The 20,358-nt window shown below is 64.5% G+C and carries 22 protein-coding genes; 6 read left to right on the top strand and 16 right to left on the bottom strand.

Going from position 1 to position 20,358, the window contains the following annotated elements; genetic code table 11:
* Positions 1-64 precede the first annotated feature (64 nt).
* The 3 genes from AB3X99_RS16300 to AB3X99_RS16310 all read right to left on the bottom strand — a co-directional run bounded on the left by AB3X99_RS16300 (position 65) and on the right by AB3X99_RS16310 (position 2,436).
* The gene (locus AB3X99_RS16300) at positions 65-433 is read right to left on the bottom strand and encodes a DUF2784 domain-containing protein (RefSeq protein WP_368603170.1); all 369 of its coding nucleotides are present in this window, start codon (positions 431-433) and stop codon (positions 65-67) included.
* A gap of 52 nt (positions 434-485) precedes the next feature.
* Complete coding sequence (locus AB3X99_RS16305) at positions 486-1,541, bottom strand: hypothetical protein (protein ID WP_368617506.1); 1,056 nt, start codon at positions 1,539-1,541, stop codon at positions 486-488.
* 298 nt (positions 1,542-1,839) lie between these two features.
* Positions 1,840-2,436, bottom strand: coding sequence for a hypothetical protein (locus tag AB3X99_RS16310; protein ID WP_069262133.1), 597 nt, complete (start codon positions 2,434-2,436; stop codon positions 1,840-1,842).
* Between the two features lie 104 nt (positions 2,437-2,540).
* Between AB3X99_RS16310 and AB3X99_RS16315 the strand changes: the two genes are divergently transcribed.
* The 5 genes from AB3X99_RS16315 (at position 2,541) to AB3X99_RS16335 (ending at position 8,126) form a co-directional block, all read left to right on the top strand.
* The gene (locus AB3X99_RS16315) at positions 2,541-3,032 is read left to right on the top strand and encodes an SRPBCC family protein (RefSeq protein ID WP_069262132.1); all 492 of its coding nucleotides are present in this window, start codon (positions 2,541-2,543) and stop codon (positions 3,030-3,032) included.
* Between the two features lie 112 nt (positions 3,033-3,144).
* On the top strand, positions 3,145-3,618 hold the full coding sequence (locus AB3X99_RS16320) for a bacterioferritin (protein WP_069262423.1): 474 nt from the start codon (positions 3,145-3,147) through the stop codon (positions 3,616-3,618).
* Between the two features lie 25 nt (positions 3,619-3,643).
* The gene (locus AB3X99_RS16325; RefSeq protein ID WP_069262422.1) at positions 3,644-4,330 is read left to right on the top strand and encodes an ABC transporter ATP-binding protein; all 687 of its coding nucleotides are present in this window, start codon (positions 3,644-3,646) and stop codon (positions 4,328-4,330) included.
* A gap of 3 nt (positions 4,331-4,333) precedes the next feature.
* Entirely contained in the window at positions 4,334-6,976 is a 2,643-nt protein-coding gene (locus tag AB3X99_RS16330; RefSeq protein WP_368617507.1) for an FtsX-like permease family protein, read from the top strand.
* Between the two features lie 4 nt (positions 6,977-6,980).
* A complete protein-coding gene (locus tag AB3X99_RS16335) occupies positions 6,981-8,126 on the top strand; it encodes a lipocalin-like domain-containing protein (RefSeq protein WP_368617508.1) in 1,146 nt (381 codons plus the stop codon).
* Between the two features lie 5 nt (positions 8,127-8,131).
* On the opposite strand, the gene AB3X99_RS16340 is transcribed toward AB3X99_RS16335, so the two are convergent.
* From AB3X99_RS16340 to AB3X99_RS16375, 8 genes are all read right to left on the bottom strand, one after another.
* Positions 8,132-8,977, bottom strand: coding sequence for a GNAT family N-acetyltransferase (locus AB3X99_RS16340; protein WP_368617509.1), 846 nt, complete (start codon positions 8,975-8,977; stop codon positions 8,132-8,134).
* Between the two features lie 5 nt (positions 8,978-8,982).
* Positions 8,983-9,390, bottom strand: a complete 408-nt coding sequence (locus tag AB3X99_RS16345) for an OsmC family protein (protein WP_368603165.1) — start codon at positions 9,388-9,390, stop codon at positions 8,983-8,985.
* Between the two features lie 63 nt (positions 9,391-9,453).
* Complete coding sequence (locus AB3X99_RS16350; RefSeq protein WP_368617510.1) at positions 9,454-10,020, bottom strand: hypothetical protein; 567 nt, start codon at positions 10,018-10,020, stop codon at positions 9,454-9,456.
* A 134-nt stretch (positions 10,021-10,154) separates the two neighbouring features.
* The gene (locus AB3X99_RS16355; protein ID WP_069262129.1) at positions 10,155-10,373 is read right to left on the bottom strand and encodes a DUF2945 domain-containing protein; all 219 of its coding nucleotides are present in this window, start codon (positions 10,371-10,373) and stop codon (positions 10,155-10,157) included.
* 129 nt (positions 10,374-10,502) lie between these two features.
* Complete coding sequence (locus AB3X99_RS16360; protein WP_368617511.1) at positions 10,503-12,083, bottom strand: isocitrate lyase; 1,581 nt, start codon at positions 12,081-12,083, stop codon at positions 10,503-10,505.
* Between the two features lie 364 nt (positions 12,084-12,447).
* Positions 12,448-13,755 carry a chloride channel protein gene (locus AB3X99_RS16365; RefSeq protein ID WP_368617512.1) on the bottom strand — a complete coding sequence of 436 codons (1,308 nt, stop codon included), beginning with the start codon at positions 13,753-13,755 and terminating at the stop codon, positions 12,448-12,450.
* 90 nt (positions 13,756-13,845) lie between these two features.
* Positions 13,846-14,265 (bottom strand): MarR family winged helix-turn-helix transcriptional regulator, encoded by a 420-nt coding sequence (locus tag AB3X99_RS16370; protein ID WP_069262126.1) that lies wholly within the window; start codon positions 14,263-14,265, stop codon positions 13,846-13,848.
* Positions 14,266-14,439: 174 nt separating this feature from the next.
* The gene (locus AB3X99_RS16375; protein ID WP_069262125.1) at positions 14,440-14,892 is read right to left on the bottom strand and encodes an Lrp/AsnC family transcriptional regulator; all 453 of its coding nucleotides are present in this window, start codon (positions 14,890-14,892) and stop codon (positions 14,440-14,442) included.
* A gap of 135 nt (positions 14,893-15,027) precedes the next feature.
* On the opposite strand from AB3X99_RS16375, the gene AB3X99_RS16380 reads away from it, so the two are divergent.
* Positions 15,028-15,642 (top strand): LysE family translocator, encoded by a 615-nt coding sequence (locus AB3X99_RS16380; protein ID WP_368617513.1) that lies wholly within the window; start codon positions 15,028-15,030, stop codon positions 15,640-15,642.
* Positions 15,643-15,674: 32 nt separating this feature from the next.
* Here AB3X99_RS16380 and AB3X99_RS16385 read toward each other — a convergent pair whose 3' ends face one another.
* The 5 genes from AB3X99_RS16385 to AB3X99_RS16405 all read right to left on the bottom strand — a co-directional run bounded on the left by AB3X99_RS16385 (position 15,675) and on the right by AB3X99_RS16405 (position 20,219).
* Positions 15,675-16,103 (bottom strand): hypothetical protein, encoded by a 429-nt coding sequence (locus tag AB3X99_RS16385; protein ID WP_368617514.1) that lies wholly within the window; start codon positions 16,101-16,103, stop codon positions 15,675-15,677.
* A 71-nt stretch (positions 16,104-16,174) separates the two neighbouring features.
* Entirely contained in the window at positions 16,175-17,533 is a 1,359-nt protein-coding gene (locus AB3X99_RS16390) for an epoxide hydrolase family protein (protein ID WP_368617515.1), read from the bottom strand.
* Positions 17,534-17,686: 153 nt separating this feature from the next.
* Complete coding sequence (locus AB3X99_RS16395; RefSeq protein WP_368617516.1) at positions 17,687-18,622, bottom strand: NAD(P)H-binding protein; 936 nt, start codon at positions 18,620-18,622, stop codon at positions 17,687-17,689.
* Between the two features lie 78 nt (positions 18,623-18,700).
* A complete protein-coding gene (locus AB3X99_RS16400) occupies positions 18,701-19,693 on the bottom strand; it encodes a carbon-nitrogen hydrolase family protein (protein ID WP_368617517.1) in 993 nt (330 codons plus the stop codon).
* A gap of 49 nt (positions 19,694-19,742) precedes the next feature.
* On the bottom strand, positions 19,743-20,219 hold the full coding sequence (locus tag AB3X99_RS16405; protein ID WP_069262120.1) for a MarR family winged helix-turn-helix transcriptional regulator: 477 nt from the start codon (positions 20,217-20,219) through the stop codon (positions 19,743-19,745).
* Positions 20,220-20,358: the final 139 nt, after the last annotated feature.

The following is a 20,358-nucleotide window of genomic DNA, read 5'->3' on the forward strand; positions in this document are numbered from 1 at the left end:
GGGGCGAGAGCAAGCGGTGTGCCGCCACTGTCGTTACGGGCTGGAGATCGATGCGCGATTGCCGTCACGAACGCGGCGGGACACGAAACCAGGTGGCTGCCACGACCAGCAGGAATCCTGCATAGGCCGTCGCGAACACCCAGCCGGGCAAGTCGTAGTACAGCAAGTCGCTGACCCAGTACTGGATGAAGCCCTGCGGTCCGGCGTGCCCGGTACGCAGCCAGTCCTCGAGCACCGTGAGCGGACACGGGAGGTCGAGGACCGCAAGAAGGGCGACGACACCGATCGCAAGCAGATGCGTGAGACGGAACACGCGGTTGCGTACCCAGGCGCGCCCGAGCCAGGCGCCCACCCAGATCGCGAGCAAGCCGCCGACGATGAAGAGTACGACCAGTGCATGTAGCACGAGAACGATATTGGCCAGCCAGTTCATGACGATGCTCGCAATTGCCCTCGCCCTGCGTTCTGGCTTCGATGATACGTCTTCAAAGATCGATGGGTCGGCGGAGGGCTCCCGCGTTTGGCGTCGTCGCGGTTGCCGTGAACGGCGAGTCGAAAGGCGCGTCTTCGATTTCAGGCATCACCAGGTCGTGGTCGCGCCTGGCCTGTTCGGTCCAGATCTGGCTATCGGGAAACCAGAATGCGTTGTTGCGGGGAGGCACGACGAGCCTCACCCGCAGCGACGGATTGAAGATCTTCGACCATCCCGAGAGATAGGAGGGCGTCTTGATCAAATGGCCGCAGTTTGCGAGTAGCAGGCTCGCGACCAGTGCTTCGCGGCCAATTGCGAGTCCGGAATGTCCGCTGAAGTGCACAGGCTTCTCGCCGCTCGCGAGCAGCGTCGCAGGCGCGACGTTGACGGGCACAGTGAAGCCCCACTTCCGGAAGAAGTCGAGGAACGCCTGCTCGTCGCTGGAGACGAAGATGTTCGTGAGCCGGTGATCGTCTGCAAGGGTTTTCTCGACCATGCGGCAAAACGCACTCCGGTCGATCGTATGGGCTTCGAACTTTTTATCTGTGCCACGAAAATGGACGCCCAGCGTCGAGGCGCCGATATCGAGCCGCTCGCTGATGCGCGCGACTTCCTGCCGGATCGATTCGCGTGGCCGATAGTTCGACAGGAATAGCGCACTCGCCCGTTCCAGCCGGAGGCCGGCTTCGTAACGGCGAAAGCCCAGATCGCCGAGATCGCGTACGATCGACGTTCGCAAACCAGCCCTCGCGGCATCCGGCAAGGCGGACGGTGCGAGGTCTTCGAAGTATTCGGCTAGCCAGTCGATTTTGCCTTGCGCGTCGCCATAGCTTCCACCGCGCGCCGAGATAACGGGCGTCAGACGCTTCTCGTCGCAATACAGGAGGATGCAAAGGACGATCTGCATAACGGAAAAGAAGCCGGAATTTGCGCGAATCTCTATGACGAAGTGGCCGCGGTTGAGGCGTTGCTTCGCATGCAGGGACAGGCGGGCCGGCGTATTGAGCGCATTCTTGAAGTCTTCGCTGCGCCGCACCTGTCTTGCGAACTCGATAAGGTTTCTGAACATGCCATGTCCCTTCGATCCAGCGAACGGGAATACCTTTCGGGCAGAGCGACACCGCTTCCTGTTCGCAGGCGAGCGGGCCGCTCACGGTAGGTTCCGTCGAGGGAATCGCGATTAACTGCGTTAGCAACGATTGGGGGATCAGACGTATATTTCCGACGGTAGCTGGCTCGTCGCGCACGCTTGGGCTGGCTGGTTATTTGGCATCCTAAGCGGTTGAGGCATTTTAGGATGTCATGTTTACGCCTTGATTAACCTGAGGATTCAGTGACATCCCCAATGCCAGTGATCGCTTGCGCGACTAGCCGAACGGCCTGAGCTGCGAATCCGGCACGTCGATGCGCAGGTTTTCCATCAGCACCGTTTCGATCGGCTCGCATGACTCGCCCTCGCTCACGACCTTGATGGGCAAACCATGGCTCGAGTCGAACCATAACTCATAGCGGAACACGCCGCTCACGAAGTGTCCGGGCAGGCACGTCACGATCACGTGCGCCGCCTCGTGCGTGCCGATCGCTTCGGTGCCGACGACCTGGGTGTCGCCATGCTCCTGCAGCGCACGGACATTGACTAGCAGTGCGCCGAGATCGGACTCGTCGACGCGATGACCCTGCGGGCTCTGAATCATGTGATTGTCGGGAGCCAGCGTGAGCTGCGGAAATGTGTCGATACCGAACGGCCAGAGCTTGACCTTGCCCGATTCCGGGTTGAAGGTGAGCGTCGCGCCGCCATGCGGCCGGATGAAGTCCATCCGCACGAAGCCGGGCTTTCGGTAGCCATAGAGGACCTCGACCGTTTCCGCTCGCGCCGATGTCGATTTCAACGTGACCTCGTAGTTTGCGAGCGCATCGAAGCGCGCCTGTGCGACGGCCACGAAATCCCGGTCTGTGAGCGTCATTGGCCCCTCCTATACTCGAAGGTGGAAGATGGGTCATTCTGGAGCACGGCTTCGCATCGCGCAACGCACACCTGGCCCTGGCGCAGACAAGGAGGAAACGAACGATGGCGGAATTCCGTCTGACGACCTCGTGGTGCATCGAGGCGCCGGTGCAGCCGGTATGGGACGCGATCCACGATTCGATGAACTGGCCGAGCTGGTGGAAGAACGTCGAAGCGGTACGCGAGTTGCGGGCGGGCGAGACCGACGGGCTGGGGGCGGTGCATCGTTACACGTGGAAAGGCGTGCTGCCTTATCGCGTGATCATCGACGTTCGCGTCACGCGCGTCGCGCCGCTCCTCGCGCTCGAGGGAGAGGCCAGCGGCGCGCTGGAGGGCGTGGGGCGCTGGCATTTCGCGGCCGACGGCAGCCGCACGATGGTGCGCTACGATTGGCATGTCAGGACGGCCAGTGCGTGGATGAGCGCGCTCGCATTCGCGCCCCTCGTGCGGTTGATATTCCGCTGGAATCACGATTCGATCATGCGCGAAGGCGGCCTGGCGCTTGCGCGCCTGCTCGAGGCTCGTTTGATCGATTGCAGCGGCGAACCGCGATAAGTGCAACAATCGAATTCGTCAGTGCGCTTGCACACGCTTTCTGCGAGATTTCCGCGAGACGGAGGTGTTATGAACGTTGCACACCGCTTACTTGCCGTGCATGGGAGGCAACATGACTGAGATCGAGAAGGAGCCCGTCGTCGCCGTGCTGAACAAGATCCTCGAATCCGAGCTGGCGGGCGTTGTGCGGTACACGCACTATTCGTTCCTGGTCTTCGGCTTCGGCCGCATTCCGATCGTCTCGTGGCTGCGGCAGCAGGCGGACGAGTCGCTCCTGCATGCGCAGCAGGCCGGCGAATGGATCACGACGCTCGGCGCGTATCCGTCGCTCGCCATCGGTCCGCTGCTCGATTCCCATACCTTCGATATCGGGGCCATCCTGCGCGAATCGCTCGAGGCCGAACAGATCGCGCTCGGTCTTTACCGCGAGCTGCTTTCGCTCGTGGCAGACCGCTCGGTTGCGCTCGAAGAGTACGCGCGCCAGATGATCCAGGTCGAGGAGCTGCACGCGGGCGAGGTCGACAAGATGCTGCGCCGGCCGGGCACGACCGCGACGTCGCCGCGGCAGGACATGGGGCCCGCCTGACAGGCGCTGCGTTAGGTTCGACATGATGCTGACGCTCGCCAACGTATCGAAGCACTATGACGGCACCACGCCGCGCAACGTGCTGCGCGGCGTGAATCTCGAATTGCGCTCGGGTGAATGCGTCGCCATCATGGGCGAATCGGGCGCCGGAAAATCGACGCTGCTCAATCTCGCGGCCGGTCTCGACCGGCCGGACGCGGGACAGATCGTCTTCGACGGACACGACCTCGGCGCACTCGACGACGACGCGGCCACCCTGCAGCGCCGACAGAAGATGGGCTTCGTGTTCCAGGCCTTCCATGTGCTGCCGAACCTCTCGGCGGCGCAGAACATCGCGCTGCCGCTGCTCCTGAACGGCATGCGGGCGAAAGACGTGCCGGTGCGCGTCTCGTCCGTGCTGCATGCAGTCGGGCTCGGCGGGCGCGAGCGCGCGCTGCCGCGTGAATTGTCGGGCGGCGAGTTGCAGCGGGTAGCGATCGCGCGCGCGCTCGTGCATCAGCCGCGTCTCGTGCTGGCCGACGAGCCCACCGGCAATCTCGATCACGACACGGCGATGCGCATCCTCGCGCTGCTGCGCGAACTGGCGCAAAAGAACGGCGCGGGCGTGCTGCTCGCGACGCATTCGGTCGCCGTGGCGGCTGCCGCCGACCGCGTGCTGCGGCTCACGCCCGCCGGGCTCGAGCCGTACTCGCCCGGCCCAGGCGGCGCGTAGGCGATGCGCTGGTTCGGTGCCGTGGGTTCATCGCGCGACGCTGCCGCATCGCGTTGCCGGGGCGATCGCACGCCTGCTGGCGGCGTCGGCGCGGCGCTCATCGCCGGGGAAATGCGCGCGCATCCGCTGCGCACGCTGATCGGCATTCTCGCGATTGCCGCGGGCGTCGCGATGGGCTACGCGGTGCAGCTGATCAATCGCGCGGCGCTCAACGAGCTGTCGGCCACTGTCAACTCGCTGATGGGCAATGCGGATATCGAGCTGCGCGGGCCGCGCGCGGGCTTCGATGAAGCGCTGTACCCGCGCATTGCCAGCTTGCCCGAGGTCGCCGCGGTCAGCCCGGTGGTGGAGGTCGATGCGCGCGTGGCGGGACGCGACGAGTCGCTGAAACTTCTCGGCGTCGATGTGTTTCGCGCAGGGTATGTCACGCCGAATCTCGTCGGACGCGTGGAACTGGCCGATCGTACGAATGGCACGCATGGCACGCATGGCACGAACGGTACGAAGGCCAGCACGCTCGATCTGCTCGACCCGGACACCGTATTTCTTTCGCCAGCCGCGCTGAGCTGGCTCGCGCTCAAGCCTGGCGATTCGCTCACGGTGCAGGTCGGGCTCGCTTCGGTCGCCCTGCGCGTCGCGGGTGTGTTGCCGGCCTCGGGCGATGCGGTGCGTGTCGGCGTGATGGACATCGGCGCCGCGCAATGGCGCCTGCAGCGGCTCGGCACACTCGAGCGCATCGACATCAAGCTCAAGCCGGGTGTCGATGCCGAAGTGTTCGCGCATTCGCTCGCGCCGCACTTGCCCGCGGGTGTCGCCGCCTTCACACCGGGTGACAACGCCCGGCGCACCTCGATGCTCTCGCGTGCGTATCGCGCGAATCTCAACGTGCTCGCGCTCGTTGCGCTGTTCACCGGGGCGTTCCTCGTCTTCACGATGCAGGCCCTGGCCGTACTGCGGCGTCGCGCGCAGTTTGCGCTGTTGCGCGCGATCGGCGTGACGCAGCGTGGCGTGCTGTGGCTCGTCGTCACCGAGGGCGCGATCCTCGGCGTGCTCGGCGCGGCGGCGGGGCTCGCCATCGGCTTCGCGCTCGCGGCGGCCGTGCTCCGCTATGCGGGCGGCGATCTGGGCGGCGGCTATTTCGAAGGCGTGCAGCCGCGCGTGCATTTCGATGCCATGCCGGCGGCAATATTCTTTGCGCTGGGGATGGCCGCGTCGGTGCTCGGCAGTCTCGCGCCGGCGCTCGAAGCCGCGAGGGCGCGACCCGCGCGGGCGCTGAAGGCGGGCGACGAGGAAGCGCCGGCCGCCCGGCTGCGTACCAAGCGCACCGTCACGGCGGCGCTGCTCGCGATCGCCGCCGGGCTCGTCACCGCGTTATTGCCGCCCGTGGCGGGCTTGCCGGTGTTCGGCTATCTGTCCATCGCGCTGTTGTTGCTGGGCGGCGTGCTGGCGATGCCGGCGCTCGCTCGCGCCGCGTTCGCCGTGCTGCCGCGCTCGAATCATGTCTTGCCGCAGCTCGTGCTGGCGCAGCTCGCCAATGCCCCCGGCCGCGCGACGATCGGGCTCGCGGGCATCGTCACGAGCTTCAGCCTGATGACGGCGATGGCGATCATGGTGTCGAGCTTTCGCGTCGCCGTCGACGACTGGCTGCAGTTGCTGCTGCCCGCGCCGCTCTATCTGCGCGCTTCGCCGGGCGGCGACAGCGCATTCCTTTCGCCGGGCGATCAGGCAGTCATCGCAGCGACACCCGGTATCGCGCGCGCCGAGTTTCTGCGCGCGACGCAAATCTCGCTAGATGCTCGCCTGCCGCCCGTGAGCCTGCTCGCGCGACCCATCGATGCGCACAACCCCGCCGCGCGCCTGCCGCTGACGACTGCGCCTCGCGTACCGCAAGCGGGCGAGCCGCCGCCGGTGTGGATCAGCGAGGCGGCCGCCGATCTGTACGGGATGCACACAGGCCAACGCATCACGCTGCCGCTGGCGGGCCAGCGCTTGCCGTTTACGGTGGCCGGCATCTGGCGCGACTATGCACGCCAGTTCGGGGCCATCGTGATCGACGCGAGCGACTATCGACGGCTGACCCGCGACACGCGCGTAACCGATGCCGCCTTGTGGCTCGACGCGGGCGTGGCGCCGGCGCAAGCGATCGCACGCTTGCGCGAGAGCGTGCATGGCGGGCAGCGTCTCGAGTTCGCGCAGCCGGGCGAGATCCGCGCGGCGAGCCTGCGGATCTTCGACCGCAGCTTCGCCGTGACGTATCTGCTGGAAGCGGTGGCGGTGATCATCGGCTTGTTCGGCGTCGGCGCGAGCTTCGGGTCGCAAGCGCTCGCCCGCACGCGCGAGTTCGGCATGCTGCGGCATATCGGCGTGACGCGTCGCCAGATCGGGCTCATGCTCGCGATGGAGGGTGCGCTCGTTGCGCTGCTCGGCGTGCTTGCCGGCTTGACGCTGGGCCTGAGTCTCGCGATGGTGCTCGTGCATGTCGTCAACCCGCAATCGTTTCACTGGACGATGAGTGTGCATATGCCATGGGGATTGCTGGCGGCGCTGGCCTCGGCGGTCGTCGTGGCCGCCGCGCTCACGGCGCTCCTGAGTTCGCGCGCCGCGATGTCGGTCGATGCGGTGCGCGCTGTGCGCGACGATTGGTGACGCGATGAGACGGCGCACGTTTCTCTTATCGTCGCTCGCCGCGCTGTCGCAAGGCGTTGCATGGGCGCGCATGCCGGATTTTCCGGCGGTGACGAGCGGACAGCCGCTCGTGTTCCCGCGCGACTATGGCGCGCATTCGAGCTACCGCACCGAATGGTGGTACGTGACCGGCTGGCTGCAACCGGACGCCGACGCGGTTGCCGATGCATCGCTGGGCTTCGAAGCGACATTCTTCCGCACGCGCCCCGCGCTCGACGAAGCGAATCCGAGCCGCTTCGCGCCGAATCAATTGCTGTTCGCCAACGTGGCGCTGAGCGATCCGCACGCGGGCAAGCTGCAGCACGACCAGCGGATTGCGCGCCGCGGATTTGGTCTCGCGCAAGCGAGCGAGACGGACACGGCAGTCCACATCGACGACTGGTCGATCGAGCGCAACACGGATGGCCGCTACCACCTGAACGTCGCTACGCCCGACTTCACGTTCGCCTTGACTCTGGCGCCGACGCAGCCGGTGCTCGTCAACGGGCAGGGCGGGTACAGCCGCAAAGGCCCGCTGCCGGACGAGGCGAGCTACTACTACAGCGTGCCGTGGCTGCAAGTCGACGGCATGCTCAAGCGCGGTGGTCAATCGACTGGCCATGCCGGGCACGTGCGAGGGCACGCGTGGCTCGATCACGAATGGTCGTCGGCGCCGCTCGCAGACGGCGCGGTCGGCTGGGACTGGATCGGCATCAACTTCGACGACGGCGGCGCGCTCATGGCTTTGCAGATTCGCGACAAGGCAGGCCACAAGTTCTGGGCTGGCGGCACGCTGCGCGCCGCCGATGGCAGCACGCATAACCTGTCGCCCGATAGCATCCGCTTCACGCCGCTGCGCCAGTGGCGTTCGCCGCATACCGGTGCACAGTATCCGGTGGCGATGCGCGTCGATGCGCAGGACGTGCATCTGACGCTTGCGCCGCTCATGGACGATCAGGAGTTCGACAGCCGCGCGACCACCGGCGCGGTGTATTGGGAGGGGGCGGTGACGGCGTTTCAGGCGGACGCGGCGAGCACCGATGCTGAGAAAACCGCGACGAAACCCGCAGGAAAACCGCTGGGACGCGGCTATCTCGAACTCACGGGCTATGTTCAGCGGCTCGAGCTTTAGACCTGTCAACCTACCTCGAACGACGTCACGCCGAAGACGCGATCGATCGCAATCGCGGGCGCGTTTTTCGTGTACATCCGCGCGGTTTCGAAGACGCTCGTCATACCGTGCCGTTCTGCCAGCGCGACGGCCGCAGGGTTCGTCTCCGGCACGTCGAGCACGATGACCTCGCCCGGCATGCTCGCCGCCAGCGCGCGAAAGAGGCCCGTGGCGACGTCCGCATCGTCGGCGAAGAGCGGCCCGATCTTGCAGCCCGCCTCGCAGCGACGCACGACGCCGTATCCGGCAACGCGGCCCGCCTCGACCGTTGCGAGCGCAACGGCATCCGGCTGCGCGATCCAGGCGCGGAGGAAACGCTCGCGCCCCGCGGGAAAACAGGCGCGATCGTAGGCAAGCAACTGCTCGAACGGCACGTCGGCGGCTGGCACGACACACGCGCACCCGATGCCGCTCACGCGCCCCTGATAGCGGATGTTGCGGTACGCGAGCCGGAATCCGGACTTCCCGTAGTTCGCCTGTTGGGCGACGACGCCATCGAGACCGATGTTACGGTCTCCCAGGTAACGCATGCCGTGCTGCCAGATGCGCATGCCGAAGCCCTTGCCGCGAAATCCGGGTTTCACGATGTAGAGGCCGATGAAGCCAAAGCTGTCGTCGTACGCAACGGCACAGAGGCTCGCGACGGGCTCACCGCGCAAAACGCCGACGAGGAAGCCGTCCGGGTCCGCTTCACGGAAGCAGCGCGGGTCGTGCCACCCGGGGTTCCAGCCCTCAGCGGCTGCCCATTCGACCGCCAGTGCCACCTCGTCGGTCGACATGGTGCGTACGATGAAGTCGCCGGTTTGATCCATGACGTTCATCCAATGCGCAAGGTCGTGTCGATGCGCGTGCCGCGCTTGATGAAGAGCGTGACGGGCGTCTTTTCGCAAATTTCGGCCAGGCGCGCGCGCTGCGCTTCTTCAAGCGGTCCGTCGACTGCGACGCCGCGCCGGATGTACTGGGTCCCGTCGTGATCCGCATGCAGGCTGACCTCGACGGCGATCGCGGCGGCCGGCCAGGTCTTGCGCTGCATGTACATGCGCAGCGTGGCGGCCGTGCACGCGGCAAGCCCGGACAGCACGAACGCGAATGGCGCGGGGCCGCGGTCCTGGCCGCCTTCGTGCGGGCCTTCGTCGCCGGTCAGCGGGTGGCGGCCGGCCTCGATGGCGACGACGTAGTTGGGCGCGTCGGCGGCGAGGCTGGCAGTAGCGGTAGCGAGCGGCATGGGTAACTCCTCGGTGGTGGGGTCTCGCGGGCGATCACATTAGCGAAGCGGGGGGAGCGTAGCTTACTCGATCGGCTTCCATGGCCAGCCCGTCTTCATCGCAGGCGTAGGTGAAGTTCCGCCGTTCTCCTCGTCATCATCGTTCACCGCTGTCGAGGCGTGCGCCGACTTATCGAGTTCGAGTCCGAACCAGCTGACCTTCTGCCTGATGTAGGCGGCGTACGATGCCCAAGCTAGCGGATCGTCCGCGAAGAGTTCGCGCTGCACCGTCGAGGCGAGCTCGGCGCGATCGAGTTCGGTCTCCAGAAGCGCCCTTGGCCAGCTCGCGTAGGCGCTTGCGGCCCGTTCAAGAAAATCTCTTGCGCGCAAGCGAGGCGACATGTGCTGCAGAAAGGGCAACGCCTGCAAGGAAGGCTCGCGCGAAGCAAGGAGCGCAACGGGCGAAAAGGCTTGAGTCGCGCCGACGTTGCGCATCGCTTCCAGAACATCTCCAAGGTGCAGCAACAGTTCGCGCCGGTCGAATCGGTCGTCCACAATACGTTCCAGGTCATATTCCCCGGCGCGGGCGTACCGCCGCGTGCCGGGGAAAGGGTGATGAGGGGTAACAGCAGGTGCGTTTTGGCAAGCCATTGGCATGCCCGCACGAGAAGTTTACCGACTCATCGTGCACAGAACGTTTCGAGTTGTATCAGGGAACTGAGAGCCTGTCCCTCAATGAGGTCGAGCTACTGGCCGACGAATTCGACTATGTAATTCCGCGCAGGTCAGTGCTTGTGCACCTTTTCCAGTCCATCGGCGGGTTGCACCGCGTGCTGACCGTCTTTCTCGCTTTCGACCTCGTAATACGGGTCGTCCTTCGACGCGGCGACAGTGTGGCCTTCCAGTTCCGTATCCCTGATGATACGGCGGACGACCGTGCCCGTCGTCATGCCTTCCGGGGTGTTCCACGTGACGCGATCGCCTGTTTTGAGTCGATGGGACATGATTGTGCGCTCCGGTGGTTGAATCCCCCTCCGGAGTCGCATTCTTCGTTCCTGCGGCTGAGGTCCCGGCGACGCATAAAAAACGCCAACCCGATTGAGTTGGCGTTTTTACGTCGGGAATGACAGGTGTCAGAACTGATTCATCGTGTTGTCTTTACCCGCCGCCTTCAGCGCCGCTTCGCCGCTGAAATAGTCCTTGTGGTCGTCGCCGATATCCGAGCCGGACATGTTCTGGTGCTTGACGCAGGCGATGCCCTGACGGATTTCCTTGCGCTGCACGCCAGCGACATAACCCAGCATGCCCTGGTCGCCGAAGTATTCGCGGGCGAGGTTGTCGGTCGACAGCGCAGCGGTGTGATACGTCGGCAGTGTGATGAGATGATGGAAGATACCGGCTTCGCGCGACGCGTCGGCCTGGAAGGTGCGGATCTTTTCGTCCGCGGCCTTCGCCAGTTCGCTCTCGTCGTACTCCACGCTCATCAGCTGGGCGCGGTCGTATGCCGACACGTCCTTGCCCGCGGCCTTCATCGCGTCATACGCCTGCTGGCGGAAGTTCAGCGTCCAGTTGAACGACGGGCTGTTGTTGTACACCAGCTTGGCGTTCGGGATGACCTTGCGAATCTCGTTGACCATGCCGGCGATCTGGGCGATATGCGGCTTTTCGGTTTCGATCCACAGCAGGTCGGCACCGTTTTGCAGCGAGGTGATGCAATCGAGGACGCAGCGTGCTTCGCCCGTGCCGGCGCGGAACTGGAACAGGTTGCTCGGCAGGCGCTTCGGACGCAACAGCTTGCCGTCGCGCTTGATGACGACGTCACCGTTGCCCAGCGCGTCGGCCGCGATTTCGTCGCAGTCGAGGAACGAGTTGTATTGGTCGCCCAGGTCGCCCGGCGTGTGGGTCACGGCGATCTGCTTGGTCAGGCCGGCGCCCAGCGAGTCGGTACGGCACACGATGATGCCGTCGTCCACGCCCAGTTCGAGGAAGGCGTAGCGGATCGCGCGGACCTTGGCCAGGAAGTCCTCGTGCGGCACGGTGACCTTGCCGTCCTGGTGGCCGCACTGCTTCTCGTCGGACACCTGATTTTCGATCTGGATGCAGCATGCGCCCGCTTCGATGAACTGCTTGGCCAGCAGGTAGGTGGCTTCCGCGTTGCCGAAGCCCGCGTCGATGTCGGCGATGATCGGCACGACGTGGGTGACGTGGTTGTCGATCTTCTCCTGGATGGCCGCCTTGGCCGGGCCAACAGCGGCGTCCAGCTGACGGAACAGGCCGCCCAGTTCACGGGCGTCGGCCTGGCGCAGGAAGGTGTACAGTTCGCGGATCAGCGCGCTGACGGAGGTCTTCTCGTGCATCGACTGGTCCGGCAGCGGGCCGAACTCGGAGCGCAGCGCGGCCACCATCCAGCCCGACAGGTAAAGGTAGCGGCGCTCGGTGCTGTTGAAGTGCTTCTTGATGGAGATCATCTTCTGCTGGCCAATGAAGCCGTGCCAGCAGCCCAGCGACTGCGTGTACTTCGATGGATCGGCATCGTAGGCGGCCATGTCGGCGCGCATGATCTTCGCCGTGTACTTCGCGATGTCGAGGCCCGTCTTGAACTTGTTCTGGGCCCGCATGCGTGCGGCGGATTCGGGGTTGATGGCATTCCAGGCGCTGCCTTGTTTCTCCTTCAAAGCAGCCACTGCCTTGATGTCGTCCTGATATTGAGCCATGTGTATCTCCTAAGTCTCCGAAGAGCAAAGCGCGATTGAATGAAAGGGGTTCAGCGTGCCGCCACGTACGTCGAAGCGAACTGCATGGCTCAATTGTAGGGGCTTCCTGATGCGTCGCAGCAAAGTCTTATATAAGACATATGAGTTATTTATTCCTTATTTATCAACTAGATAGCGAACAATTTTTGCGCTGTAGAACATGTTTTCACAAAGCGAAACGGCGCCGCTTCGGGAATTCAAGCTGAATTTCACGATGTGAAGTGCGCTTTCGGTGGCCGGGGCGGGCGAGCGCGGATGGCTCGAGCAAAGAGAGGCGGGGGTTTGGGTAGACGTCCGTTCTCACGAACGGACGTCTCAGCGCGCGTCACTGCTTCAGATAGCGATGCGCCAGGGCTTCATACAGCGGCGGCGCGAACAGCTTCGAGACCTGGCTCGACACGAGCGCCGTTGCCATCAACGAGATCACGAGTGCGTGCCCGTCGATCATTTCGATGACGATGACGAATGCCGTGATCGGGCTTTGCGTGACGGCGGCCAGATAGCCGACCATGCCGAGCGCGATCAGCATCGGCAGCTGCATCTGCCCGAACACCATGTGCAGCGCATTGCCGATGCCGGCGCCGATCGCCAGCGACGGCGCAAAAAGGCCGCCCGGCGTGCCCGGCAGGTACGAGCCCACCATCGAGGCCATTTTCAGCACAGGATAAGCGGCGCCGAGCTGCGAGTGGCCTTCGAGCATGCCGCGCGCTTCCGAATAGCCGCTGCCGAACAGGTGGCCGCCGCTCGCCACGCCGATCACGGCGATGAACAAACCGCACAGCGCGCCGAACGCTACGGGGCTGTCCTTTCGGAGAATGAACAAGCGTGCGGGCATCCATCGCTCGGTATTGAGCAGCAGCCAGCAGAACACGCCGCCCGCGACGCCCGTGATCACGCCGACGAGAATGACGGCGACGGCGAGCAGATCGGGAAAATGGCCGCCGATGGCGATGGTGCCGAAATACACATAGTTGCCTTGCAGCGCGAGTGAGACGACGCCCGCAAAGATGATGGCCGTGATGATCACGCCGCTGGTTTTCGCCTCGAAGCTGCGTGTGAGTTCCTCGATGGCGAAGACCACGCCCGCGAGCGGCGCATTGAACGCAGCGGAAAGTCCGGCGGCCGCGCCCGCGAGCGCGAGCTTGTATTCGAGGCCGACGCCGTACATGCTGCGCAGGCGCGCCGGGTAGAAGCGCCGCAGACTGTACATGAGCGCCGCGCCCACGTGGATGGTCGGCCCTTCGCGGCCAATCGTGAATCCGCCGAGAATCGCGAGAAACGACAGGGCGATCTTGCCGATCAGGATGCGCAGCGTAAGAAGGCGCGGGCCGAGTCCGCGCACATCGTGCAACGTCGCGATGACCTGCGGGATGCCGCTGCCCTCGGAACCCGGAAACCAGCGGCGCGTGGCCCAGACGCTGAACGCGGCGATGGCCGGCGTGATGACAAGCGGCAACCACCCGTTATGGGCGGTCATCTTCACAAAGACGTCGAAGCCGAAGTCGATGAGCCGCGCGTACATGACTGCGATGAGCCCTGTCGCGATGGCGCCGGCCCAGAAGACGCCGAAATAGCGCCAGCGCCGATGGCTTCGCACAATCGTGCGCCGATCAAAAATGTTCGAAAATCGCATGGATGGCCGGAGAAAATGGCATTTAAGGCACATTGTGACATAAATTGCCTTTTCCCCCGCGCCAGACCAATAGATCCGCTGCGGGAAGGGCTAGCTGCCGGCCTCGTCGAACACCCAGCCGAACGCGCCATAGACCGCCTTGTGCTCGGCCGCGAGTTCGAGCAGGAACATCTCGCCCTTCGCCGTGAGATGGACCTGCACCTGGCGCCGGTCGGCGGGATCGGGTTTGCGCGTCACGAGCCCGGCCGATTCGCAGCGCGAGACGAGCGCTGCAGTGCCATTCGGGGCCGCCTGTAACCGCTCCGCTAGTTCGCCGACGGTCGCCCAGTTGCGATCGGGAAAGCCGCATACGTGCAGCAGCAACTGGTACTGGAGCGTCGTGATGCCCGCGGCGTTGGCGATTTCTTCGGACGCCCGCAGAAACTTGCGCAGGTCATACCGGAACGCCGACATCGCTTCGAGTTCGCGCTTGCCTGGCAGCCCGCGTCTGGTTGATTTGCCTGAATTCATGTGCGGTTCCTGATGCGTTGCCGGTCGTGCGGAGTGCCTCGCCGGGCGAAGGGGGTGCTGCGGACCGGTCGTCGGGGAGGTTGTGTCGTACTCAATGCGCAGTTCGCGCAAATCCAGCCAGGAGTGCAAGCAGCGTGACAAAGGAGGTTCCTTGACGCTAACGTCAAGGCACGATCACAACGGAAGCGGCCGGTCCTGAAAGATGCTCTTCATCACGAGCGTCGATGTCAGCCGCAGTACCGACGGCAGCGGCAGAAGCCGGCGATCATAGAGGGTTTGGAACGCCTTCAGATCCCGCGTGACGACATGCAGCATGTAGTCGGGTTCGCCGAACAGACGCTCCGCGCGCGTGATTTCGGGAATGTCGATGAGCGCGTCCTCGAACGATTGCACGTTCTCACTGCTGCCTTCGCGCAAGGTCGCGAAGACGATCGCGGAAAAATTCAGGCCGACTGCCGAAGCGTCGATCGTGGCGCGGTAACCGCTGATCACCTGCTCGCTCTCCAGCGCGCGCAGCCGCCGCTGGCATGGGGAGACGCTCAAGCCAACCCGCTCGCTCAGCTCGGTGAGGGAAATTCGTCCATCCTGCTGGATCTCAGCAAGAATTTTTCGATCGATCGCGTCCATGCGCTAAATATTAGCGTTCAGCGCCCGCAACACGCAAGACATAGGGAGCACTTTTCGCGTCCCAGGCCCTACCATTTGCGCCTTCGGGCGGTGGCGCCCGCCTGACAGGAAGCGAGTGTAGAAGTGGAAGCCAGTTTGTTGACGGCGTTCTGGATCGTATCGATCTCGCTGGTGATGGTCCCCGGCGCGGATTGGGCGTACGTGATTTCGGCGGGACTGCGCGGCGGCGCGGTCGCACCCGCCGTTGGCGGCATGCTGGCCGGCTATCTCGCGATCACGCTGATCGTGGCAGCAGGTGTGGGAACGCTGGTGATGAGCGTCCCCGGCGTGCTTCCCGTACTGACTGCCGTTGGCGGGGCCTACCTGGTTTGGCTCGGTATCAGGACATTCATGCGGCCTTCGGAACTCCCGGCTGGACGGGCGCAGGACGAGAGAAGCCGGTGGCGATGGACGTTGCGCGGCTTCGCGATCAGCGGTCTCAATCCGAAGGCCATTCTGTTGTTCGTCGCGCTCCTGCCGCAGTTCACGCGGCGCGATGCCTTGTGGCCGGTCTCCACGCAGATCGTGGCGCTGGGTCTGCTGCACATGATCAATTGCGCGTCGGTGTACTCCGTCGTCGGCGTGGGATCGAAGGCCATTCTGACGACCCGGCCAACGGCTGCCCGCAGGGTGAGCCAGCTGTCCGGCGCGACGATGATCGTGGTTGCGGTCATTCTGTTTGCCGAGCAGGCTTTTGCTTTCATGCGTTGACGGCCGCAGGCGGCTCGACGCCGCTTGCCGAACTACGCCGTTTTCATGGCCGCCGCTTCCGGTCCGCTCAAATAGTAGTCGCGGAATCGTTCGTCTACCCGCTCCCACATCAGTGCCGAAAATAGCAGCGCAGCCTCGAGCGGCCGGTGGTTGATGACGACCGAGTCCGTTTCACCGTTCTCGTTTAAATGCGCGACGACTACGGTCTCGATGGGTTGTCCGTGGATCTGCGACCGGTAGGACTCCAGATAGAGGCTGTCGCCGATTTCCCCTTTGTAGCTGTGATGCTGGAACTCATAGAGAGAAACGGCATGTCTGATCACGGAAAGGATGTCCGCGCGGCCCTCTATCGGACGCTTCAGGACGGTTGCTTCCAGCGTTGCATTGTCTGCCAGTCTCGCCAGCCAGAGCGGCGGCGTGTTCTCGGGCGCCAATACAGGCGCAGTGTCGTTGAATTTCATGTCGGATGTTCCTTCGGTTTCAGGTCGGCGCCGGAAGTCGCGTCCCGGCGCCTTGGAGAGATGGCAGCGCGTTATTGCTGCCGCAGCGGCCGCAAGCCCGCTCGCACCTCTTGCGCGAACAGTTGCGGCTGTTCCCACGCCGCAAAGTGGCCGCCCTTGTCGGGCCGGTTGTAATAGATGAGGTCGTGATAGGCGCGCTCGGTCCAGCTGCGCGGCGCCTGATAGTTCTCGCGTGGGAAGACGCTCACCGCGGCCGGCACCGATACATCGGCGGCGGCCAGGAAATTGAAGTGCGACTCCCAGTAGAAGCGAGCGGCCGAGATGCCCGTGTTCGTCAGCCAGTAGAGCGTGATGTCGTCGAGGACGTCGTCGCGCGTCATCGCCCCAGCCGATTCGCCGTTGACGTCGCGCCCGTATACGGCCGAGGTGAGCGCCGCAGCCGGCTGGATATAGCCGTCGCCGTGATCGAGCAGCCAGCTGGCCAGCGCGATCGGCGAATCCGAGAGCCCATAGAGCGTTTGCGGGCGCGTGCCCTGTTCGAGCGCGTAGGCGCGCCGCGATTTGGCTGCGCTCGCCAGCTGCTCGTAGGCGTGCTTTTCGTCGTCGCCGAGATTGGTTGGCGGGGGCGAGCCGGCTTGCAGCGCCTTGGCGATTTCGGGCGGAATCGTCGCCGGGAAATTCACGTGAATGCCGAGCAGTTCAGGCGGCGCCTGCTTGGCCATCACGTTCGCGACGATACCGCCCAGGTCGCCGCCTTGCGCCGCGAACTTGTCGTAGCCAAGGCGCTTCATCAGCACGACCCACGCGCGCGCGGTCCGCTCGGGGCCCCAGCCCACTTCGGTCGGCCTGGCCGAGAAGCCATAGCCCGGCAGCGACGGAATCACCAGATGAAAGGCGTCTGAGGCGCTCGCGCCGTAAGCCGTGGGATTGGTCAGTGGATCGATGATCTTGAACTGCTCGATGACCGAGCCAGGCCAACCGTGCGTGACGATGAGCGGCATCGCATTCTCGTGCTTCGAGCGCACATGAATGAAGTGAATATCGAGTCCGTCGATTTCGGTCACGTAATTCGGCAGCGCGTTCAGCTTCGCTTCGCAGCGGCGCCAGTCATAGTCGGTCGACCAGTGGCGGGCGACCTCCTGCATCATCGCGAGCGGCACGCCTTGCGAATCGTCGTTCACTGTTTCCTTGTCGGGCCAGCGCGTGGCCTTGATGCGGCGTCGCAGATCGACGAGCTGCGCTTCGGGCACATGCACGCGCAGCGGGCGAATCGCGGTCTTGTCGCCGTTCGGTGCGGACTTGACTTCGGTGATGCCTTGCAGGGTTTGCGAGAACGCCAGCTGGCTCAGCGAGGCTGCGGCCACGGCGGCCGCGGTCGCGCCCATGAAGCGGCGGCGCGATGGCGACGGGATGAGAAAATCGTCAGACATAGGTACTCCGTTTTTCTGATATTGGAGGCAGAGCGCATGGGCATGCTTCGCAATACCAGGCGTAGTGGTGCTGGCGCGCGCATGTGCTGCAGTTTTGCATCGCTCGCCAACGGAATTCGCGCCGGATGTCCCGGCACGCAAACGCACATCGCATCAGGCCGATGTCGTGCCGCCCGAAAATGCAGCGGCGTGGTGCGTCACGAACTCGCGCATGCCGATCGGCGCCTGACCCGTGAGCTTGCGCAGGTCGTCGGTCATGCGGTCGTAGCGGCCTTGCGCATGCAGTTCGGCCATGACCACGAGATGCTTGACGACGTGCGCGGTTATCCCGAGCTCGCCCAGCTTCGCAGCCCATGCCTCGACGGGCACGTCGCGGTAGCGGATCGTGCGGCCCAGGACCTCGGAGAAGAGGCGGGCATAGTGGTCCATATCGCGGGACTCGAGGCCCGTGAGGTGATAGATCTGGCCGATATGCGGCGCCGGATTGTCGAGGATCTCCGCGACGGCACGCGCCACGTCGAGCGACGAGATCGGCGAGGTCCGGCCTTGGCCGAGCGGCAGCACGAGTTCGTCGTGCTTGCGCACGCCCTCTGCCGCTAGAAGCAGGAAGAAGCTCTCCAGAAACACCGTGGGCCGCACGGTGACGACGGGCAGGCCCGACCAGGCGAGCGCCTGCTCGGCGAGCCAGTGCTGCTTTTGCTGCACGCTGTCGGTGGTTTCGGTGATGCTCATCTGCGAGACGGTCATCTGCGACATGTTCACGAACGCTTCCACGCCGTGATGGCGTGCAACGGCCGCTGTGTTGATCGTCGCTTCGAGATACGCAGGCGACACCGACATGCCGAAGTACAGGCGCGAGACGCCTTCCATGGCGCGGTGCATCGAATCGAGATCGGTCAGATCGCCGAGCACGACCTGCGCGCCGAGACGGCGCAGTTCGTCGGCGCGTGCGTCCTCGCGGCGCACCAAGGCGCGCACGCGATGTCCTTTCGCAAGCAGGTTTTCGGTGATGCTGCGGCCGACGGCGCCGATTGCGCCTGCCGCACCCGTGACGAGAATCGGACGGTCATGCTGGCTTTGAGTGGTCATTTCGCTTACCTGTTTCGTAACACTAAAGAGTGTATATACACATTTAGAAAAGAAAGAAGCCTGCGCATCAGTGCGCGCTCAGGCAACGATCGTGCGCGGCTCCTCGCCTTCGTTTGCGGTCGCCGTAGCGGCGTGTTGCACACGTTCATGAACGTTCGCCGCCGGTGTGCGGTCGATCTGCAGACTGAGCAGTTCCGGGCGGTTGTAGTGGCCGGCCGCATCCATCAGCATCTTGCGACGGTCGATCAGCGAGAAGTCGAGATCGGCGATGACTTCGCCTTCGCCATCGCGCAGCGGTTCGCCGATCAGCGTGCCGTCCGGCGCGACGATGGTGGTGAAGCAGCCGCCCGAGATCGGCCCGATCGCGCAGCCCGTGTCGTTCATGATCTGCGCCTGCTGGTCGGCGTCGAGCCACGCGGTTGCGTTCACGACGAAGGCGCCGGATTCCAGCGCGTGCTGGCGGATATTGATTTCCATGCGTTGCGCGAAGCCTTCGCCGAAAGCCGAGCCGGGATACATGGCCGAATGGATCTGCTCGCCGTCGGCGATCATTGCGTAGCGCGCGAGCGGGTTGTTGTGCTCGAAGCAGGCGAGCTGGCCAATGCGGCCCACCTTGCTGTCCACGGCGCGCAGGCCCGAGCCGTCGCCCTGGCCCCAGATCATGCGCTCGAAATGCGTGGGCGTGATCTTGCGGCGGCGCTGGATCAGCGTGCCGTCGGCGTCGAAGAGCAGTTGCGTGTTGTAGATGGTGCCGCCGTCGCGCTCGTTCACGCCGATCGAGACCACCATGCCCGCTTGCCGTGCGGCCTCGCCGATCGCGTCGGTGGCGGGCGAGGGCACCGTCACGGACTGTTCGAGCAGGCGCAGATGCTCGGTGCCCGCGAGCAATTGCATGGGCGTTTGCACCGCGGAAAAGTACGGGTAATACGGCACCACGGTCTCGGGGAACGTGGCGAACTGCACGCCTTTGCGGCCGAGTTCGAGAATCTTCTGCACGACCTTGGCAACCGTTGCCTCGCGGCTGTAGAGCACGGGGCTGATCTGGACGGCGGCGGCTTTGACGACTTTCATTGCAGGCTCCTGATGGTGTTGCATATGCAACATTGACGATGAAGAAAGATTAGACGGTGGCTGACGGGAGATCCGCCGCGATGTTCATGAGCGCGCTCGCGCCCTCGAGGCCAAGCACGCTGGCGGCGCGCTGTTGCGCGGTCGACCACGCAGATCCTGCGGTCTGAAGCAGGGCGCGGCCCGCTTGCGTCACCGAGAGCGCACGGCTGCGGCCATCGCCACCGGGCTCGCCATCGGCGACCCAGCCGTGCGCGATGAGCGGCTGCAGGTTGCGCGTGAGCGTCGTGCGGTCGTGATGATTCTTGCGCCCGAGCGCGGCGCGGCTCAAGGGGCCGTACTCCGCGACGAGCACGAGCAGCGAAAGCTGGGATGAGCTGATGCCGAGCGGGCGTAGCGCGTCGTCGTAAAGGCCGGTCAGTACGCGTGCGATCTGCCGGGTGCGCGTCAGCAGGCAGTGGCGGGCGATCTGCGCGCTCACGCCGCCCGATGCTTCAGTGGTATGCGGAACGGTTTCGGTGCAGGACATGTTTCGCGACTCCAGGGTTCGTGCGGGGCGGTTTGCCCGGTTGACGTATTGAAGCGTGCCGATGTATCCCGAACGTGTCGGGAGGGCCGGCTTTGTGTATGTCCATGTTTCCACGCGGCGGCCAGATACATGGCGATAC

The sequence above is a fragment of the Paraburkholderia sp. BR10882 genome (genome assembly GCF_040948855.1).
In the GTDB taxonomy this organism is placed as follows: domain Bacteria; phylum Pseudomonadota; class Gammaproteobacteria; order Burkholderiales; family Burkholderiaceae; genus Paraburkholderia; species Paraburkholderia nodosa_A.

Excerpts from the sequence above, each read along its gene's own strand:
- AB3X99_RS16370 (WP_069262126.1), bottom strand. The coding sequence starts at position 14,265 with ATGAATTCAGGCAAATCAACCAGACGCGGGCTGCCAGGCAAGCGCGAA.
- AB3X99_RS16385 (WP_368617514.1), bottom strand. The coding sequence starts at position 16,103 with ATGAAATTCAACGACACTGCGCCTGTATTGGCGCCCGAGAACACGCCG.
- AB3X99_RS16365 (WP_368617512.1), bottom strand. The coding sequence starts at position 13,755 with ATGCGATTTTCGAACATTTTTGATCGGCGCACGATTGTGCGAAGCCAT.
- AB3X99_RS16375 (WP_069262125.1), bottom strand. The coding sequence starts at position 14,892 with ATGGACGCGATCGATCGAAAAATTCTTGCTGAGATCCAGCAGGATGGA.
- AB3X99_RS16315 (WP_069262132.1), top strand. The coding sequence starts at position 2,541 with ATGGCGGAATTCCGTCTGACGACCTCGTGGTGCATCGAGGCGCCGGTG.
- AB3X99_RS16360 (WP_368617511.1), bottom strand. The coding sequence starts at position 12,083 with ATGGCTCAATATCAGGACGACATCAAGGCAGTGGCTGCTTTGAAGGAG.
- AB3X99_RS16400 (WP_368617517.1), bottom strand. The coding sequence starts at position 19,693 with ATGAAAGTCGTCAAAGCCGCCGCCGTCCAGATCAGCCCCGTGCTCTAC.
- AB3X99_RS16390 (WP_368617515.1), bottom strand. The coding sequence starts at position 17,533 with ATGTCTGACGATTTTCTCATCCCGTCGCCATCGCGCCGCCGCTTCATG.
- AB3X99_RS16345 (WP_368603165.1), bottom strand. The coding sequence starts at position 9,390 with ATGCCGCTCGCTACCGCTACTGCCAGCCTCGCCGCCGACGCGCCCAAC.
- AB3X99_RS16340 (WP_368617509.1), bottom strand. The coding sequence starts at position 8,977 with ATGGATCAAACCGGCGACTTCATCGTACGCACCATGTCGACCGACGAG.
- AB3X99_RS16330 (WP_368617507.1), top strand. The coding sequence starts at position 4,334 with ATGCGCTGGTTCGGTGCCGTGGGTTCATCGCGCGACGCTGCCGCATCG.
- AB3X99_RS16335 (WP_368617508.1), top strand. The coding sequence starts at position 6,981 with ATGAGACGGCGCACGTTTCTCTTATCGTCGCTCGCCGCGCTGTCGCAA.
- AB3X99_RS16310 (WP_069262133.1), bottom strand. The coding sequence starts at position 2,436 with ATGACGCTCACAGACCGGGATTTCGTGGCCGTCGCACAGGCGCGCTTC.
- AB3X99_RS16325 (WP_069262422.1), top strand. The coding sequence starts at position 3,644 with ATGCTGACGCTCGCCAACGTATCGAAGCACTATGACGGCACCACGCCG.
- AB3X99_RS16320 (WP_069262423.1), top strand. The coding sequence starts at position 3,145 with ATGACTGAGATCGAGAAGGAGCCCGTCGTCGCCGTGCTGAACAAGATC.
- AB3X99_RS16405 (WP_069262120.1), bottom strand. The coding sequence starts at position 20,219 with ATGTCCTGCACCGAAACCGTTCCGCATACCACTGAAGCATCGGGCGGC.
- AB3X99_RS16305 (WP_368617506.1), bottom strand. The coding sequence starts at position 1,541 with ATGTTCAGAAACCTTATCGAGTTCGCAAGACAGGTGCGGCGCAGCGAA.
- AB3X99_RS16395 (WP_368617516.1), bottom strand. The coding sequence starts at position 18,622 with ATGACCACTCAAAGCCAGCATGACCGTCCGATTCTCGTCACGGGTGCG.
- AB3X99_RS16350 (WP_368617510.1), bottom strand. The coding sequence starts at position 10,020 with ATGGCTTGCCAAAACGCACCTGCTGTTACCCCTCATCACCCTTTCCCC.
- AB3X99_RS16300 (WP_368603170.1), bottom strand. The coding sequence starts at position 433 with ATGAACTGGCTGGCCAATATCGTTCTCGTGCTACATGCACTGGTCGTA.
- AB3X99_RS16355 (WP_069262129.1), bottom strand. The coding sequence starts at position 10,373 with ATGTCCCATCGACTCAAAACAGGCGATCGCGTCACGTGGAACACCCCG.